Here is an 18,478-nt window from a genome sequence, read left to right on the forward strand (position 1 = left end):
GTCAAGCTAGATACCAAAAGAAAACCACTAAAGTCATAACTTTAGTGGTTTTCTTTTTATTTTAGAGCTTTGCTGTTGACCATCACTTCATCGATCAAACCATAGGCTTTAGCTTCTTCAGCTGACATGAAATTATCACGATCTGTGTCTTGTGCGATAGTTTCGATAGATTGACCTGTACGCTCAGCTAAAATTTTATTTAAACGTTCGCGTGTGTTTAAGATATGGCGTGCTGCAATTTCAATTTCAGTTGCTTGACCTTGAGCGCCACCTAAAGGCTGGTGAATCATAATTTCTGCATTCGGTAAAGCAAAACGTTTACCTTTCGTACCGGCTGTTAATAAGAAACTTCCCATTGAAGCTGCCATACCCAGTACAATTGTTTGAACATCGGCTTTAACAAAATTCATCGTATCATAAATCGCTAATCCAGCAGAGACACTTCCACCGGGGGAGTTAATGTAGATAAAGATATCTTTATCAGCATCTTGTGCATCCAAAAATAGTAATTGAGCAATAACTGAATTAGAGACATTATCATCAATAGGACCACTTAACATGATAATACGGTCTTTTAATAAGCGTGAGTAGATATCGTAAGATCTTTCTCCACGAGAAGATTGTTCGATAACTGTTGGGATTAAATTCATAATAGTTCCTCCTGTATATGTGAATTAAAATATCTTTATCATTCTAACATAAAAGGCGTTTGATGCCTACTTATTAAGTATACTTCAAAGGTCAGTTAAGGTCAAATTAAGTGTATTAATTTTTTGTTTTTTTTCGTCTAAAAGAAATTTTAATAAAAGGAAATTGCTAGTGGGCTAAAATTTGCTAGATAATTATTTAATTTTTGCAAAAATGTTATTATTATTATTTTTTTTTTAGACTTTTAGTAAAAAACCACTATTAATTGCACAACAAATTAGGTAAACTGTAGAGAGGGATTGGAGGGACGAGGATTGAATTATTTAGGGATTTTATTAAAGAGGTTATGTATCTTTATTTTTTTTAGTATTACATTATTTGTAAGTTATAGACATCTTACATTAGGGACAGAGACATCTGTCTTGTTATTAATAGCTTTAATAGTAATCGCTGTATTAGGAATGATTCACGCAATTAATCCTTACGTCTTAAAGAAAATTAGTAATGGCTTGTTACATTTTTCGACCAATTTTTTAATTATGATTGCTTGTTTAGGATTGTTAATGACTGGTGATTTATCAAATATTGTCACACAAGCAGAGGCACTTCTAAAAGGAGAGAAAGCTAGCTTAAAATTCAATGAGAAGGCTTCTTCGGATAAAAGTATGGATCTAACAGAGACATCTGGTGAGGATGCCCCAAGTCATCTAGCGCCTCAAGAGAAAGAAAAAAAGAAAAAAACACCACCTAAGTCTGATATTGATTTATCTTCTTTAGATCCTGTGGTACTTTTACAAAAACAACAAGAGAAACAAGCTAAATTATATAAGAAACTAGATACATCCTTGGAAAAATTAGACAAAGTAGTAGATTCAGGTAATATAGTTTATTATTATAACAGTTACTTGGAAAATGAGCATGAAAGTAATCAGGTTTTTCCATATATAAGTAGTATCGGTAAGCCACCAGACAGTATGCATATGAATATTTGGTTAAGATTTTCTTATGCTGGTGAGAAAGAAATAAATCTGAAAGAAATTACGATAGAAACTGACCAGGAACATTATGAATTAGTAGCCAGTCAGCCCAAGATTGATCGAGATGAGAATGTTTGGGAGTGGGTAGATGTTTCGCCAAATGAAGCTAAGATAACAATGTTACGTGATATGGCAGAGTCAAAAAAAGTAAAGATTATTTTACAGGGGAAAGAAAATGACAGTGAACGGACAATGACTAAGGCAGAACGGGATGCTTTGAAAGAAATATTAGCCGTTTACGATCTAAATAAAAAAGCGAAATCAACTTAAAAAAGTGTGACACGCCTAGGCGTGTCACACTTTTTATCTACAAACGACTAATTAGATGCGCCCTAAGGGAATCGAACCCCTGTCTCAAGAACCGGAATCTTGTGTGATATCCACTACACTAAGGGCGCATTACACTCAATAGTTTATCTAAAATAGAATTAAATAGCAAGTATAAATTTAATAAGTTAGTCTTAATTTTAATTATGAGAGAACGTCACGCTCATATTAAGTAAGGTTTTATATGTTATAATAATACTATCATTTCAACAATATGGTTAAGGGGTGAGCGCAATGAAATTGAATCAAGGCTTTACACAACAACAAACACAAGTTCAAAAAATGGCTATGACACAGCAATTACAACAGTCCATTCAAATTTTGCAATTTAATACTGATGAATTACAAATATTTATTCAGAATAAAGCATTAGAAAATCCGCTGTTGGAAGTCAATGTCTCAACTGATTATATGTTATCGAATTCGAGTGCTGTATTCAATACATATGATAGCAAGGAAGATACTAATTATTTAAATCAAATACCTAATAATGGCACATCATTATTTGAATCATTATTAGATCAAATTCATTTAAATTATCGTGATACTTATCTAAGACAATTGATTATCTATTTGACTGAGTATATTGATGTTAACGGTTACTTAACAGTTACCTTGGAAGAAGCTATGACACAAACCGGTGCTAGTTATATCCAACTATTGGACGCTTTAACGTTACTTCAACAGTTGGACCCAGCAGGAGTAGGGGCACGAGACTTACAAGAATGTCTATTGTTACAGATAGAAAGGGATGATTTGGCACCTGACTTGGCTTATTTAATAGTCGAAGAAACCTTTGAAGAGTTTGCCAATCGTAAATGGAAAGAAATTGCTAAACGATATGATATTAGTTTAGGAATGGTTCAAGAAGTCCATGACTATGTACAATTGCTTAGGCCAACACCGGGGACTGTTTTTGGTGAGATATCTGATCAGTACATAAGACCCGATTTAGTTGTGAAGATTTCAAAAGATGATCTCACTGTTCTATCGACTAAAAGTGGTGCGCCTAGCATCATTTTTCAGCAAGCCTACTTTAATAAAATGTCTCAAGTTGAGGATCAAGATGTAGCTGCCTATTTAAAAGAAAAAAAAGCCGAATTTGATTGGATTCAAAAAAGTATCATACAGCGAGGTGATACGATTTTAAGAGTAGGAAAAGAGATAGTTACAAGGCAAAAAGACTTTTTCTTGAAGCCGGAACGACCTTTAAATCCTATGACGTTAAGAGAGATAGCAGAAACTTTAGAAGTGCATGAGTCAACAGTGAGTCGGACTGTCAATGGAAAATACTTGGAAACTAGTTTTGGCGTTTTTGAACTTAGGACGTTCTTTTCGACAGCTTTAGTCCAGTCAGGCGGAGAGGACGATGTTTCGGCCTCAACTGTCCAAGCTAAAATAAAACAAGTAATTGCGCAAGAAAATAAGCAAAAACCTTTATCCGATCAAAAAATTGTCGAATTATTGGCCAGTGAAAAGGTTGATATTTCACGGCGAACAGTCGCAAAATATCGCGATATTTTAGGAATTCCTTCTTCAAGTAAAAGAAAAAGATTTGATTAAAAACATAAGGTAATGACTCTTTTCAAGGAGAGAGTTACCTTATGTTTTTTAGATAACAGGAGCAAGTTTATGGTATTCACAATTAAAAATTAGTTATTTAAACTTGCTAAAAAAAGAAAAGGATGGTAAGATAAATTCGTAAGTTGATAGAGCATAACAAACGTTGCTAGATTTAATTTATCTTTTTTTTACACTACATGGGTCGTGAAACGACGCACTGGGTCAAAAAACGTCCAACATTAATAAAGGAGTTCAGCGATGGAAAACCAATTAGAATTGATTGAAGCAATTGCTCCAGACCTCATTAAGGTAGTTCAAGAGCGCTTTACTATTCTAAGAGCAATCGATTGGATGGCTCCAGTAGGTCGCAGAACATTAGCTGTTAAGATGGGGATGACCGAGCGAGTATTGCGGACAGAAACAGATTTATTAAAAAGCTTACATTTGATTGATGCCTCAAAAAGTGGCATGACGATTACTTCAACTGGTAAAACGGTATTAGTAGGGTTAGAGTCATTAATGGGACATTATTCAGGAATGCAACAAAAAGAACGGCAATTGGCGGATTATTACAATGTTGAACGTTGTATCATTGTAGCTGGTAACAGCGATGATGAAAATAAAGTATTAGCTAGTTTTGGTTCTGTTGTATCACAGTCGTTAAGAACGCTTTTGCCAGATAAAGAAAATGTGATCGCTGTAATGGGTGGCACAACAATGGCAGCTGTGGCGGAGAATATGACTGATTTAGATAGCAATATTAGAAACAATATTTTTGTGCCAGCACGTGGAGGAATTGGTGAAACAATTGGGATCCAAGCTAACTCAGTTAGTGCAATGATGGCGAGTAAGACCGGAGGCACAACACGTCCCTTATATGTACCAGAGCGTGTGAGTCATGAGACATATCAATCACTTTTACAAGAGCCTTTTGTTCAACAGGTATTAGGATTGATTGATGAATCAACTTGTGTGATTCATAGTATCGGTCGCGCTTTACACATGGCAGCAAGAAGAGGCATGACAGATGTAGAATTAGTTATGTTGAAAGATAAAGGCGCAGTCTCTGAATCATTTGGTTATTTCTTTGATAAAGATGGCCAAGTTGTTCACAAAATACCTCGTATTGGGTTACAGTTAAAAGATTTGGAAAAAATTCCTTACATTTTAGCAGTAGCAGGAGGCAAATCAAAAGCGCAAGCAATTGATGCTTACATGAAACATGCACCTAAACAAACATGGTTAATAACAGATGAAAGTGCCGCAAATGAGATTTTAAAAGAGGAAACTCTTTAAAAATAAAATAATTTTCGATTTTCTAAAGGAGGAAATCTCACATGACAGTAAAAGTAGGGATTAATGGATTTGGACGTATCGGACGCTTAGCTTTCCGTCGTATTCAAGAAGTAGAAGGTATTGAAGTAGTAGCAATTAACGACTTAACTGATGCTAACCAATTAGCTCACTTATTAAAATATGACACAACTCAAGGCCGTTTCAACGGTGAAGTAGAAGTGAAAGAAGATCATTTCTTAGTTAACGGAAAAGAAGTTAAAACATTAGCTAACGCTAACCCAGCAGAATTACCATGGGGCGAGTTAGGTGTTGATATCGTTTTAGAATGTACTGGATTCTTTACTTCTAAAGAAAAAGCTGAAGCTCACTTAAAAGGTGGAGCTAAACGTGTTGTTATCTCAGCACCAGGCGGAAACGACGTACCAACAGTAGTATTTAACACTAACCATGATATCTTAACAGGTGACGAAACAGTTATCTCAGGTGCTTCATGTACTACTAACTGTTTAGCTCCTATGGCTGACGTTTTAAACAAAGAATTTGGTGTTGTTGAAGGTTTAATGACAACTATCCACGCTTACACAGGTGACCAAAATACTTTAGATGCTCCTCACAAAGGCGGAGACTTACGTCGTGCCCGTGCAGCAGCAGAAAACATCATCCCTAATACAACTGGTGCCGCTAAAGCTATTGGCTTAGTAATCCCAGACTTAAACGGTAAATTAGATGGAGCAGCTCAACGTGTTCCTGTAGCGACTGGTTCATTAACTGAATTAGTAACTATCTTAGACAAAAAAGTAACAGTTGAAGAAGTTAATGCAGCAATGAAAGCAGCATCAAACGAATCTTACGGTTACACAGCTGACCCAATCGTTTCTTCAGATATCGTAGGCATGACTTACGGATCATTATTTGATGAAACACAAACTAAAGTTATGACTGTTGGCGATCAACAATTAGTTAAAACTGTTGCTTGGTATGATAACGAAATGTCATACACTGCACAATTAGTTCGTACTTTAGAATACTTTGCTAAATTAGGTTAATTCACTGTTCTAACGAATTGTAATTAATTTACTACATAAGGCGGGGAAGCATCGCGCTTCCTCGTTTTTTTATTTCAATGATAGACATGAGGAGGAACACAACTATGGCAAAATTAACTGTCAAAGATTTAGCCTTAAAAGGTAAAAAAGTTTTAGTTCGTGTGGACTTTAATGTACCTTTAAAAGATGGCGTAATCACAAATGATAACCGTATTTCAGCAGCACTTCCAACAATTAAACACATCACTACTGAGGGTGGGAAAGCTATTTTATTCTCACATTTAGGTCGTGTTAAAGAAGAAGCTGACAAAGAAGGTAAATCACTTGCCCCCGTTGCTAAAGCACTATCTGATAAATTAGGTCAAGAAGTTGTTTTTGTACCAGGTGTAACTCGTGGAGAAGCTTTAGAAACAGCAATCAATAACTTACCAGAAGGCGGTGTTTTATTAGTTGAAAACACACGTTTTGAAGATGTTGATGGTAAAAAAGAATCTAAAAATGATCCTGAATTAGGAAAATACTGGGCAGCTTTAGGCGATGACATCTTTGTCAATGACGCTTTCGGAACAGCTCATCGTGCTCACGCGTCAAACGTTGGTATCTCATCAAACGTTTCTCAAGCAGCAGCAGGTTTCTTAATGGAAAATGAAATCAAATTTATCAAAGAAGCTGTGGAAGCCCCAGTTCGCCCATTCGTAGCAATCTTAGGTGGTTCAAAAGTATCAGATAAAATTGGTGTTATTGAAAACTTAATCGAAAAAGCTGATAAAGTTATCGTTGGTGGTGGCATGACTTATACGTTCTTTGCTGCTAAAGGGATTGAAATTGGCGATTCATTAGTTGAATTAGATAAAGTTGAATTGGCTAAATCATTAATTGAAAAAGCTGGTGACAAATTAGTCTTACCAGTAGATTCAATCGAAGCTAATGCTTTTGCTGGGTATACTGAAATGAAAGCGACTGAAGGGGAAGCAGTTGATAAAGGCTTCCTAGGATTAGATATTGGTCCTAAATCTATCGAATTGTTTGAAAAAACAATTGAAGGTGCTAAGACAGTTGTTTGGAATGGTCCAATGGGCGTATTCGAAAATGAAGATTTTGCTAAAGGAACTATCTCAGTTATGGATGCTATTGCAGCCCAAGAAGGCGCAACATCAATCATTGGTGGAGGCGATTCAGCAGCTGCTGCAATCAACTTAGGTCGTGCTGATAAATTCTCATGGATTTCAACTGGTGGTGGAGCTTCTCTAGAATTATTAGAAGGTAAAGAATTACCAGGTTTAACTGCGTTAACTGAAAAGTAAACGAGACTAAATAAAAGCTAGTTGTCCTATAGGCTATTTCAACTTATAGGATGACTACTATCTAAAGGGAGATCATATAAATGCGTAAACCAATTATTGCCGGAAACTGGAAAATGAACAAAACTGCTTCAGAAGCAATTTCTTTTGTTGAAGCGGTTAAAAATAACATCCCTGCTAACTCAGCAGTTGATTCAGTAGTAGGGTCACCTGCTTTATTCTTACAAAGTTTAGCTGAAGCAGCTAAAGGAACTGAATTAAAAGTTTCAGCTCAAAATTGCTATTTTGAAAATGCTGGCGCCTTCACTGGTGAAAATTCACCGGCAGCTATCGCTGATTTAGGTGTACAATACGTTATTATTGGACATTCAGAACGTCGTGAGTACTTCCACGAAACTGACGAAGATATTAATAAAAAAGCTAAAGCGATCATTGCTAATGATATGACACCAATCGTTTGCTGTGGTGAAACATTAGAGCAACGTGAAGCTGGCGAAACAGCTTCATGGATTAAAGGTCAAGTTGAAAATGCTTTAGACGGTTTAACTAACGAGCAAGTAGCTAACTTAGTGGTTGCTTATGAACCAATCTGGGCTATCGGTACTGGTAAATCATCATCAGCAGCGGATGCTAATGAAACATGTGGCGTTGTTCGTGAAACAATTGCTAACAAATTTGGTCAAGAAGTTGCCGATAAAGTACGTATCCAATACGGCGGTAGCGTAAAACCTGAAAATATTAAAGAGTATATGGCTGAAGAACATATTGATGGAGCTTTAGTAGGTGGGGCGGCTTTAGAAGCTGATTCATTCTTAGCTTTATTGGAGGCTGTTAAATAGTATGAGTAAAGCACCTGTAGCAATCATCATTCTTGATGGTTTTGGTCTACGTGACGAAACTGTTGGGAATGCTGTGGCACAAGCCAATAAACCAAACTTCGACCGTTACTGGAATGAATTTCCAACCAGCTCGCTTAAAGCGGCTGGTTTAGACGTAGGTCTGCCAGAAGGCCAAATGGGTAATTCTGAAGTAGGTCATTCAAATATTGGGGCTGGTCGTATTGTTTATCAAAGCTTAACAAGAATTGATAAATCAATCGCTGACGGAGAGTTTCCTAAAAATGAAGCCTTAATTAATGCTATGGATCATGCAATTAAAAATGACTCTGCTCTTCATTTATTCGGGTTATTATCTGACGGTGGCGTTCACAGTCACCAAAATCATCTTTATGCTTTACTTGAAACAGCTAAAGCAAAAGGTGTTAAGAAAACATACGTACACGCCTTCTTAGACGGACGTGATGTTGCACCAACATCTGGTTTAGATTTCATGAAAGCACTAGTTGCTAAAATGGAAGAATTAAACTACGGTGAGATTGCAACTGTCTCAGGTCGTTTCTATGCAATGGACCGTGACAAACGTTGGGAACGTGTTGAAAAAGCTTACAACGCTTTAGTATTAGGTGAAGGTAATCAAGCAACTGATCCAGTGGCTGCTATCGAAGCGTCATACGCTGAAGGCGTTAATGACGAATTCTTCGTACCAACTGTTATTGTTAAAGACGGAGAGCCTGTGGCGAAAGTTAGCGATAATGACGCTGTGATCTTCTTTAACTTCCGTCCTGATCGTGCGATTCAATTATCAAATGCCTTCACTGACGTTGAATGGGATAACTTCGAGCGTAAAAATCATTTAGCTAACCTTAAGCTAGTAACGTTTACCTTATACAATCCAAGCATTGTAGCTGAAGTTGCTTACCCACCAATGGAAATGAAAAATGTTATTGGCGAAGTCTTATCTAACAATGGTTTAAAACAATTACGTATTGCTGAAACTGAAAAATACCCACACGTTACTTTCTTTATGAATGGTGGACGTAATGAGGAATTTGAAGGGGAAAGCCGTACACTAATTAACTCGCCTAAAGTTGAAACCTATGATTTGAAACCTGAGATGAGCGCTTATGAAGTAACAGATTCATTAGTTGCCGATATCGAAAACGATAAATTCGATGCGATTATCTTAAACTTCGCTAACCCTGATATGGTGGGTCACTCTGGTATGCTAGAGCCGACTATCAAAGCCATTGAAGCGGTTGACGAAAATTTAGGTCGTGTTGTAGATGGTATCTTAGCTAAAGATGGTTATGCAATTATCTTTGCTGACCACGGAAACTCTGAAACAATGTCCACACCAGAAGGTAACCCACATACTGCTCATACAACTGTGCCAGTACCAGTGATTGTTACTAAAAAAGGTGTTGAATTACGTACAGATGGTCGTTTAGCTGACGTAGCCCCAACAATGTTAGACTTATTAGGTGTGGCTAAACCAGTTGAAATGACTGGTGAAACGCTAATTAAAAAATAACTTACAATAAAATCAAGTGAAACACGGTTGAAAAATTGCAAGTTTGCTAAAAAAATATTATGATAGAGATAAGGCAATGAAGTTAAGGCCTTATGACTATCATAGTAGAAAAGATTACTTTACTAACTATGGTAGAAATACCTTAGATATATACCTAACCTAATATGGAAGGGTAAAACTCAAAACCTAAAGGAGAGAATTAAACATGTCAATTATTACAGACGTTTACGCTCGCGAAGTCTTAGACTCACGTGGTAACCCAACAATCGAAGTAGAAGTATACACAGAAAGCGGAGCTTTTGGTCGCGGAATGGTACCTTCAGGTGCTTCAACTGGTGAATACGAAGCAGTAGAATTACGCGATGGCGATAAAGGCCGTTATTTAGGTAAAGGTGTTTCTAAAGCAGTTGACAACGTAAACAATGTCATCGCTGAAGCTATCATCGGATTCGATGTTAGAGATCAAATGGATATCGATAAATTAATGATCGAATTAGATGGTACTCCAAACAAAGCTAAATTAGGTGCTAATGCTATTTTAGGTGTATCTATTGCCTGTGCTCGTGCAGCAGCAGACTTCTTAGAAATGCCTTTATACCACTACTTAGGTGGATTCAATACTAAAGTATTACCAACTCCAATGATGAACATCATCAATGGTGGGTCACATGCTGATAACAGCGTTGATTTCCAAGAGTTCATGATTTTACCTGTAGGTGCTCCTACATTTAAAGAAGCATTAAGAATGGGTGCTGAAATCTTCCATAACTTAGCTGCTGTTTTAAAATCAAAAGGCCACAGTACTGCTGTAGGTGATGAAGGTGGATTCGCTCCTAACTTAGGTTCAAACGAAGAAGCTTTAGAAGTAATTATCGAAGCAATCGAAAAAGCTGGTTACAAACCTGGCGATGACGTTCGTTTAGGTATGGACGTTGCATCATCAGAATTCTATAACAGAGAAACTGGTTTATATGAATTAGCATCAGAAGGCCGTAACTTGACATCAGAAGAGATGGTTGCTTTGTATGAAGACTTATGTTCTAAATACCCAATCATTTCTATCGAAGATGGCTTAGATGAAAACGACTGGGAAGGTTTCAAACACTTAACAGAAAAATTAGGTAAAACAGTTCAATTAGTTGGGGATGATTTATTCGTAACTAATACTGAAAAATTATCTCGTGGTATCGAAGAAGGTATCGCTAACTCAATCTTAATTAAAGTTAACCAAATTGGTACGTTAACAGAAACATTTGAAGCAATTGAAATGGCTAAAGAAGCTGGTTACACTGCGGTTGTTTCTCACCGTTCAGGTGAAACAGAAGATGCGACTATCGCTGACATTGCTGTTGCAACAAATGCTGGTCAAATCAAAACTGGTTCTGCTAGCCGTACTGACCGTATTGCTAAATACAACCAATTATTAAGAATTGAAGACCAATTAGGCGAAACTGCTCAATATAAAGGTCTACAAGCTTTCTACAACTTAAGAAACAAATAAACTATTATAAAAATAACCTGACTAGTCAATCTAGTCGGGTTATTTTTTTATACTGTTAAAAAATAATAAGGCGTGTAAAATAAGAGGTAGTTTATAAAAATGAGGGGAAGGAAGATTAATAGTGACAAACTATCTATTTAAACCAGAAAAAGTAGTAGAGACAGATTTAATTATCCAAAACTATTGTCAGTCAATCAAGCCAACAGATAAAAAATACCGAGAATTAGCGAGCTCTTATTGTAATAATTTAGCTGTCCCACCAGGTGCTCTGGGACAATTAGAGAAAACATATCAAAAAATATATGGGATTGGTCGAGGCAAGGTCAATGTAGACAAACCTGGCGTCTTAGTCTATGTTTCGGATAATGGTATTTGTGAGTCTGGTGTGAGTAGTAATCCAGTTTCAACTACTTATCAAGTAGGAAAAAATATGCTAGAAGGCAGAGCTATCATTAATTTACTAACGAAACAAACTGGTAGCAAACTAGAAGTAGTTGATATAGGCTGTTTGACAGATATATCTGAACAGTGTGAATTTAAAGTTGGCTATAGTACAAAGAATTTTGACAAAGAGCCAGCGATGTCAAGATTGGAGGCAGGTAGAGCACTAATAGCTGGTATAAATAAAACAGAAGAAATAATTAAACAAGGTTGGAATATAGTAGGGACCGGGGAAATGGGCGTAGGTAATACCACGACCTCAGCAGCTGTCATCACTCTCTTATTGGATAGTGAGTTGGAGGAAGTCATTGGCTTAGGTGCAGGGCTAAATGAGGAAGGGGTTAGGAGAAAGCAAAAGATACTTCAAAAAGCGTTGGTGTATCATCAGCCCTTTAAAGATGGGATGGATGTCGCTAGAAAAGTAGGGGGATATGATATTTTAGCTATTGCTGGTACTTTTATCGCCTGTTCGAAGCACCAAGTTCCGTGTGTCGTAGATGGTGTTATCTCGATGGCTGGTTTATTAGTAGCCTTGACCTTTTCTGAGGCTGTTCTGGACTATACCTTTGTCTCACATGTCTCAATGGAACCAGGCTACCAATTGGCAATTAAAAAATTAGGCTTAGAGCCTTTATTTCACTTTGAAATGAGATTAGGTGAAGGCTCAGGTTGTCCTTTCTTCTTTCAGTTTATTCAAACAGCATGTTATACGATTCAGAATATGAGTAGTTTTAAAGAAGCAGGGTTAAATATCAAAGATTATGTAGATGTGAGAGACAAATATTAAAAAATAATGGGGAATAAACTAGAAATAGATAACATCACGTTCAATATTATCTATAATAGTTATTAACGATTGAATAACTAATTTTAAAATAAAATGGTTAATGTAATAGGTGTCCATGACATAAAGATAACTTTATATTTGTGAAATATTTTTAAAAATTAAAAATAAGATAAACATCGTTTGGACTGCTAAATTCTCCAAATAAGAATACGATAAGATTCTGTCTTTCTTAATAAGAAAGCTATTTTTAAAGACTAGGATTGTGATATAATGAGCGTGAAAAGAGAAGTTGTCGTTAGCGTCAACTTATTCTTTTAACTCAAAAAGAAAACGCTTTCTTTTTGAGCTCGAATCATAGATAGAGATACGGTAGGCAGTGACAGTTTAGTTTTCGATAGTGAGGGTGAGCGGATGGATTATAAAGTGATGGGGACTGCTGGGCATATTGATCACGGAAAAACGACTCTAATCAAAGCGTTAACAGGTATTCAAACGGATACAACTAAAGAAGAACAAAAAAGAGGGTTATCTATTAATTTAGGTTTTGCGTATCTAACTTTAAATCACGATAATAAGTTAGGGATTATTGATGTTCCAGGTCATGAAAAATTCGTAAAAAATATGTTAGCAGGCGTTGCGGGCATTGATTTTGTTTTACTTGTTGTTGATATTAATGAAGGTGTTATGCCTCAAACTAGAGAGCATATTGCTATTTTAAGCTTATTAGGTATTAAGGATTTTATTGTTGCTATTACTAAAACAGAAACAGTCGACAGTGAGTTTCGTGACATGCTAGTAGATGATATTAAGCAAGATTTACTGAGCTTAATTCCACAAGCAGCACCTTTTATTTTGACAGATGCTGTGACTGGCCTTGGTATACCTTTATTGACAAGGGAGATAATCAAGTTTATGCAAGTGATTAGGCCTGAGAAGAGCCACAGTTTGCCACGTTTAAATGTCGATCGTTCTTTTTCAATAAATGGTTTTGGGACAGTTGTGACAGGGACGTTAATCGATGGAAGGCTGAGTGTAGGTGATGAGGTCATTATTTATCCATCGGAAAAAAAGTGTAAGATTCGTTCTCTTCAAGTACACGAAGAACCTTGTGAGACAGTCTATCCAGGGCAACGAACAGCCTTAAATCTAACTAAAGTGAAGGTTAAGGATATTGGACGAGGTGATATTCTGACTAAAAAAAATAATATTGAACCAACTTGGATGTTAGATGTTAAAGTCCGTTGTTTAAATAATGATAAGTTTGCTTTAAAACTATGGGACCGTGTACATGTCCATATCGGAACGAAAGAGGTGATTGCCCGAGTTGTTCCTTTAGGCGTAGAAGCAATCCATGCCGAGGAGGAAGGATTTATTCAATTACGTTTAGAGGAGAAAGTCGCAGTCAAACAAGGGGATCGTTTGGTTTTAAGATCCTATTCACCTGTCACAACGATTGCTGGCGGAGTTGTTTTAGAGGCAAACCCAGCCAAGCATCGTCGTTTCAATGAACAAATATTAGCCAGTTTAGAGATAAAAGAGAGCGGTAAATTAGCAGATATTGTGCGAGATGTTTTGAAAAATCATACAAAATGGGTTTTAACATTAAAAGAAATTGCTAGTGAGCTAAATAAAAGCGGAATCTTGATTCAAGAAGCTTTGGGTGAGTTAATAGAACAAGATGAAATCAAGGTAATCGGTCCCGGTTTTATTACGACAACTCATTTCGAAGAAGGTAGTCAGATGATTTTGAAGCTAACAAGTGACTATCATACTGATAATCCCTTTAGTCCTGGGATACCTAAAGAAGAGTTTCGAGAAAAAATCCCTATGCTTAAATTAAAAGAGCTAGAAGAAATAATGGGGAAGTTAATTAAAGATGGTAAGATAGTACGTCAAGATGAATTTATAAAAATCAGAGAGTTCGAAGTGACCTGCACAGAGGATTTAAGAAATGAAAGAGTTGCTTTAGAGGACTTGATTTTAAAGCAAGGGTTACTTCCCCAGCCTTACGAAGAACTCGTAACCTTTTCTAAAAATGCCGAAGATATTCTAAATTCAATGTCTAATGACCAACTTATTTACCTTAATCAAACTATTGTTATCCATCGTCAAGTGTATGAACAAGCACTGAATCAAATTACTTTATTTTTAAAAGATAATACAACGATTACAATCGGAGATTTTAGAGATTTAATGGGCTCGAGTCGTAAGTATTCGATTTTATTTTTAGAATACCTAGACAAACAACATATTACTAAGCGTCAAGGTGAAGGGCGAATTTTAATTTAATCCAAGAGGAAAGGGATGTTTAAGATGATGAGTTATCAACTATTGACTGTTCAGTTTGACTGATACCGGTCCTCAATTGAACAGGTTTGTTCTAAATTGAAGCTTATGAATCTGAGACAACATTCAAATATAATTAACAGAGTTAGGTCTATTCCAAATTAAACATGTCATGTCTATTTTAGACATAAGTGTTTTTGGTTAGAACTAGCTCTAGTTAGCGTGGGGTGAACTAATGCTTATTGTGACAAATAATCCAATGATTACTAGTGATATGACAAATGTTCCAATTAGATTTAAAGAGATAGAGTACGTTCAAGTCTTATCACTTGTTAGAGCACTGATAGTTGATGAAAAAATGATATTGGTAACTCATCCGTTGAGTGGCAGTATTAAACCAAATGAAACAAAATATAAATCGATTATTCTAGAAGAATCAAAACAAAGAATGATTGATTTGGCTAGTTTGGAGATGATAGAGTCTGCTCAAGCGGTTTATGACAAATTCAATGAAATCCATCAAAGACCTAACTGGTCAGAAAAAATTTTAAAGGATTTTGCTTGGATTGACTTCTATATTATGCAAAGTACGTGCCAACGGATTGGTATAGCGCTTTAATTATTACGTCATTAAGGGAGGTGATGCGAGGAACTGTGAGGCAACTAGGTTAATGCAAGATCAATTTTTTAGCTTTAAAAATTGAAATGGGGTGAAGGAATGAAGTTAGAATTAGGAAACATCAAAATCAATGAAGTGGTACTTTCAGAATTCTCAAATATTGCATCAAATAGTCTTTCAATTAATGAAAAAGAAATTCAAACCATCGTTCTAGAAGATGATCGAATTGAAAGTTGTCACATTGAAATCGCTAATCCTGGTAAAAGTATTAGAATGACACCAGTTAAAGATGTCATCGAGCCACGGTGCAAAGTGAACTCGGCAAGTGGCGTGTTTCCAGGTGTTATTAATAAAGTATCGCTTGTTGGAAGTGGTCGAACACATGTCTTAAAAGGATGTGCTGTTACAACTATTGGTAAAATTGTTGGCTTTCAAGAAGGAATTATTGATATGACTGGACCAGGTGCAGAGAAAACACCTTTTTCAGAGTTGATAAATATTTGTTTGGTATTAGAACCAAAAGAAAATTTAGAACCTCATAGTTATGAAGAGGCAGCACGATTAGCAGGCTTGAGAGTAGCTGATTTTTTAGGGCGTTTAGGGCATGATATCGAACCAGATGACATCATTACTTATGAAACATTACCAATTTTTGAACAGGTCGCCCAATACCCAGATTTACCTAAAGTAGGTTATGTTTATATGTTACAAACACAAGGATTATTACATGATACATATGTTTACGGTGCCGATATGAAGCATGTCATTCCAACTATTCTGTATCCAACAGAGGTGATGGATGGGGCAGTTTTAAGTGGTAATTGTGTATCAGCCTGTGATAAAAATACAACCTATCACCACTTAAATAATCCAGTGATTGAAGACCTATATAATAAGCACGGCAAAGAGTTAAACTTTGTTGGCGTTATTATTACAAACGAAACAGTTTACCTTGCCGACAAGGAGCGTTCTAGTGATATGGTGGCAAAATTGACTGATTACCTAGGCTTAGATGGTGTGATTATTACACAAGAAGGTTTTGGCAATCCTGATACTGATTTGATTATGAATTGTAAAAAAGTCGAAGAAAAAGGAATTAAAACAGTTATTGTGACCGATGAATATGCAGGACGTGACGGTGCTAGTCAGTCCTTAGCTGATGCAGATAAACTTGCTACAGCAGTCGTGACAGGGGGAAATGCTAATGAAACAATTATTTTACCTCCAATGGAACGTCTAATCGGACAAACAGATTATGTTAATTCGATTGCTGGAGGTTTTGACGGCAGTTTAAAAGAAGATGGTAGTATTGAAGTTGAAATACAAGCAATTACAGGTGCGACAAATGAAATGGGATTTAATAAAATGTCAGCAAAAGGTAATTAATTATTGAGGAGGAAATTGATATGTCATTAGATAATAAAAAGGTCTTAGTAATCGGAGATCGTGATGGTATTCCAGGTTTAGCAGTAGAAGAATGTTTGAAAGGGACAAGTGCAGAGGTCGTTTTTTCATCAACAGAGTGCTTTGTCTGAACGGCTGCTGGGGCCATGGACTTGGAAAACCAAAAAAGAGTAAAAGAAGCCGCTGAAAAATATGGAGCAGAGAATGTTGCCGTATTAATTGGTGCCGCAGAATATGAAGCCGCTGGTCTAGCTGCTGAAACTGTGACAAACGGAGATCCTACGTATGCCGGACCTTTAACAAATGTTCAACTAGGCTTATCCGTCTATCATGTGCTGGAGTCTGAGTTTAAAGACTTTGTTGATGCAGATAAGTACGAGGAACAAATTGGTATGATGGAGATGGTGTTGGAGGTGGATGAAATAGTCGAAGAAGTGTCTGGCATTCGTGAAGAATTCGGGAAATTTGACTAAGGATAGTTATTTAATCATTTTATGAGATAAAAAGTCTAAAAGGAGGTTATTATGGCTAAATTTAGAGTAGTACATTATATCAACCAATTTTATGCCGGAATTGGTGGTGAAGAATTTGCAAATAAAGAACCCTTTAAAAAAGCAGAAATTATTGGTCCTGGTTTAGCATTTACCGCAGCCTTAGATGATGATATTGAAATAGTTGGAACGGTTGTATGTGGTGATAGTTATTTTGGAGAAAATATGGACAGTGCTTTGAAAATAGTATTAGAAATGATTCAATCCTTTGAACCGGATTTAGTAATTGCTGGTCCAGCTTTTAATGCAGGTCGATATGGTGTTGCTTGTGGTGCAGTAGGAAAAGGCGTCATGGAAGAATTAAAGATTCCTGTAGTAACGGGTATGTATGAAGAAAATCCCGGTTTAGATATTTATAAAAAGGACGCTTATATTGTCCCTGTTGGAAAATCTGCTGCGGCTATGCGTAAGTCAGTCAAATCAATGACACACTTGATTGATAAATTAGCTAAAGGTGAAGTCGTTGATCCGATAATAGATGGCTATCATGTACGACACCGTAAAAATTATCAAGCGGAAGAACGTGGCTCAAAAAGAGCGGTTGATATGTTACTACAAAAGTTAAAAGGTGAAGAATTTGTAACAGAATTTCCGATGCCAGAGTTTGATAATGTTGACCCAGCTGAGGCAGTTAAAGATTTAGCAACCGCTAAAATTGCATTAGTTACCTCAGGGGGGATTGTTCCTAAAGGGAATCCTGATCATATTGAATCGTCAAGCGCTTCAAAATATGGTGAATACGATATAACAGGAGTTGAAGATTTAACCGAGGATACTTATGAAACAGCTCATGGTGGCTATGATCCGGGATTTGCCAATAAAGATGCTGATCGTGTTTTGCCAGTTGATGTGTTACGCCAGTTTGTAAAAGAAGGAAGAATTGGTAGCTTACATAATTATTTTTATACAACGGTTGGCAATGGGACATCAGTTGCTAATTCTAAAAAATATGCAGCTGAATATGCGCAAAAATTAGTGTCTGCAGGAGTTCAAGCAGTTATCTTAACTTCAACCTGAGGGACCTGTACTCGTTGCGGTGCAACAATGGTAAAAGAAATTGAAAAAACAGGAATCACAGTTGTTCATATGTGTACAGTTGTCCCAATTTCATTAACAGTCGGTGCTAATAGAATTGTGCCAACCATAGCGATTCCACATCCTTTAGGTAATCCTAGTTTAAGTGCAGAAGAAGAGTATAAATTGCGTTATAGTTTAGTTGAAAAAGCACTAACTGCTTTAGAAACCCCGATTACAGAGCAAACAGTTTTTGAATAATAGAAGAACAAAGCCTACTATTACTA

15 protein-coding genes and 1 tRNA gene are annotated in these 18,478 nt (G+C 36.4%); 14 read left to right on the forward strand and 2 right to left on the reverse strand.

The features are described from left to right. Window positions 1–56: 56 nt before the first annotated feature. Window positions 57–650 (reverse strand): ATP-dependent Clp endopeptidase proteolytic subunit ClpP, encoded by a 594-nt coding sequence (gene clpP / locus OL234_RS03960; protein ID WP_275469862.1) that lies wholly within the window; start codon window positions 648–650, stop codon window positions 57–59. A 312-nt stretch (window positions 651–962) separates the two neighbouring features. On the opposite strand from clpP, the gene OL234_RS03965 reads away from it, so the two are divergent. Continuing rightward, window positions 963–1,955 carry a hypothetical protein gene (locus tag OL234_RS03965; RefSeq protein ID WP_275469863.1) on the forward strand — a complete coding sequence of 331 codons (993 nt, stop codon included), beginning with the start codon at window positions 963–965 and terminating at the stop codon, window positions 1,953–1,955. A gap of 56 nt (window positions 1,956–2,011) precedes the next feature. Here the strand turns inward: OL234_RS03965 and OL234_RS03970 are convergent. Beyond that, window positions 2,012–2,083 (reverse strand) — tRNA-Arg (locus OL234_RS03970). Window positions 2,084–2,246: 163 nt separating this feature from the next. Here OL234_RS03970 and rpoN point away from each other — a divergent pair. From rpoN to grdB, 13 genes are all read left to right on the forward strand, one after another. Then, window positions 2,247–3,575: an RNA polymerase factor sigma-54 gene (gene rpoN / locus OL234_RS03975; protein ID WP_275469864.1), complete on the forward strand. Its 1,329-nt coding sequence runs from the start codon at window positions 2,247–2,249 to the stop codon at window positions 3,573–3,575. A 258-nt stretch (window positions 3,576–3,833) separates the two neighbouring features. Next, a complete protein-coding gene (locus tag OL234_RS03980; protein WP_275469865.1) occupies window positions 3,834–4,871 on the forward strand; it encodes a sugar-binding transcriptional regulator in 1,038 nt (345 codons plus the stop codon). Between the two features lie 41 nt (window positions 4,872–4,912). Beyond that, window positions 4,913–5,917, forward strand: coding sequence for a type I glyceraldehyde-3-phosphate dehydrogenase (gap, locus tag OL234_RS03985; RefSeq protein ID WP_275469866.1), 1,005 nt, complete (start codon window positions 4,913–4,915; stop codon window positions 5,915–5,917). A 104-nt stretch (window positions 5,918–6,021) separates the two neighbouring features. Then, window positions 6,022–7,221 (forward strand): phosphoglycerate kinase, encoded by a 1,200-nt coding sequence (locus OL234_RS03990; RefSeq protein WP_275469867.1) that lies wholly within the window; start codon window positions 6,022–6,024, stop codon window positions 7,219–7,221. An 80-nt stretch (window positions 7,222–7,301) separates the two neighbouring features. Next, the gene (gene tpiA, locus OL234_RS03995; protein ID WP_275469868.1) at window positions 7,302–8,057 is read left to right on the forward strand and encodes a triose-phosphate isomerase; all 756 of its coding nucleotides are present in this window, start codon (window positions 7,302–7,304) and stop codon (window positions 8,055–8,057) included. A gap of 1 nt (window position 8,058) precedes the next feature. After that, complete coding sequence (gpmI, locus tag OL234_RS04000) at window positions 8,059–9,588, forward strand: 2,3-bisphosphoglycerate-independent phosphoglycerate mutase (RefSeq protein WP_275469869.1); 1,530 nt, start codon at window positions 8,059–8,061, stop codon at window positions 9,586–9,588. A gap of 205 nt (window positions 9,589–9,793) precedes the next feature. After that, window positions 9,794–11,089, forward strand: a complete 1,296-nt coding sequence (eno, locus tag OL234_RS04005; RefSeq protein ID WP_275469870.1) for a phosphopyruvate hydratase — start codon at window positions 9,794–9,796, stop codon at window positions 11,087–11,089. A gap of 121 nt (window positions 11,090–11,210) precedes the next feature. Continuing rightward, complete coding sequence (gene cobT / locus OL234_RS04010) at window positions 11,211–12,317, forward strand: nicotinate-nucleotide--dimethylbenzimidazole phosphoribosyltransferase (protein WP_275469871.1); 1,107 nt, start codon at window positions 11,211–11,213, stop codon at window positions 12,315–12,317. A 411-nt stretch (window positions 12,318–12,728) separates the two neighbouring features. Continuing rightward, window positions 12,729–14,606, forward strand: coding sequence for a selenocysteine-specific translation elongation factor (selB, locus tag OL234_RS04015; RefSeq protein ID WP_275469872.1), 1,878 nt, complete (start codon window positions 12,729–12,731; stop codon window positions 14,604–14,606). Window positions 14,607–14,838: 232 nt separating this feature from the next. After that, the gene (locus OL234_RS04020) at window positions 14,839–15,222 is read left to right on the forward strand and encodes a GrdX family protein (protein WP_275469873.1); all 384 of its coding nucleotides are present in this window, start codon (window positions 14,839–14,841) and stop codon (window positions 15,220–15,222) included. Window positions 15,223–15,321: 99 nt separating this feature from the next. After that, window positions 15,322–16,608 carry a glycine/sarcosine/betaine reductase component B subunit gene (locus tag OL234_RS04025; protein WP_275469874.1) on the forward strand — a complete coding sequence of 429 codons (1,287 nt, stop codon included), beginning with the start codon at window positions 15,322–15,324 and terminating at the stop codon, window positions 16,606–16,608. A 20-nt stretch (window positions 16,609–16,628) separates the two neighbouring features. Next, complete coding sequence (gene grdA, locus OL234_RS04030; protein ID WP_275469875.1) at window positions 16,629–17,099, forward strand: glycine/sarcosine/betaine reductase complex selenoprotein A; 471 nt, start codon at window positions 16,629–16,631, stop codon at window positions 17,097–17,099. Window positions 17,100–17,150: 51 nt separating this feature from the next. Beyond that, window positions 17,151–18,452 carry a glycine reductase complex selenoprotein B gene (grdB, locus tag OL234_RS04035; RefSeq protein WP_275469876.1) on the forward strand — a complete coding sequence of 434 codons (1,302 nt, stop codon included), beginning with the start codon at window positions 17,151–17,153 and terminating at the stop codon, window positions 18,450–18,452. Window positions 18,453–18,478 lie beyond the last annotated feature (26 nt).

Source organism: Vagococcus intermedius (assembly GCF_029144185.1).
GTDB classification, from domain to species: Bacteria; Bacillota; Bacilli; order Lactobacillales; family Vagococcaceae; genus Vagococcus_D; species Vagococcus_D intermedius.

Coding starts and splice junctions, on each gene's coding strand:
- clpP (WP_275469862.1), bottom strand. CDS start 650: ATGAATTTAATCCCAACAGTTATCGAACAATCTTCTCGTGGAGAAAGA.
- rpoN (WP_275469864.1), top strand. CDS start 2,247: ATGAAATTGAATCAAGGCTTTACACAACAACAAACACAAGTTCAAAAA.
- OL234_RS03980 (WP_275469865.1), top strand. CDS start 3,834: ATGGAAAACCAATTAGAATTGATTGAAGCAATTGCTCCAGACCTCATT.
- gap (WP_275469866.1), top strand. CDS start 4,913: ATGACAGTAAAAGTAGGGATTAATGGATTTGGACGTATCGGACGCTTA.
- OL234_RS03990 (WP_275469867.1), top strand. CDS start 6,022: ATGGCAAAATTAACTGTCAAAGATTTAGCCTTAAAAGGTAAAAAAGTT.
- tpiA (WP_275469868.1), top strand. CDS start 7,302: ATGCGTAAACCAATTATTGCCGGAAACTGGAAAATGAACAAAACTGCT.
- gpmI (WP_275469869.1), top strand. CDS start 8,059: ATGAGTAAAGCACCTGTAGCAATCATCATTCTTGATGGTTTTGGTCTA.
- eno (WP_275469870.1), top strand. CDS start 9,794: ATGTCAATTATTACAGACGTTTACGCTCGCGAAGTCTTAGACTCACGT.
- selB (WP_275469872.1), top strand. CDS start 12,729: ATGGATTATAAAGTGATGGGGACTGCTGGGCATATTGATCACGGAAAA.
- OL234_RS04020 (WP_275469873.1), top strand. CDS start 14,839: ATGCTTATTGTGACAAATAATCCAATGATTACTAGTGATATGACAAAT.
- OL234_RS04025 (WP_275469874.1), top strand. CDS start 15,322: ATGAAGTTAGAATTAGGAAACATCAAAATCAATGAAGTGGTACTTTCA.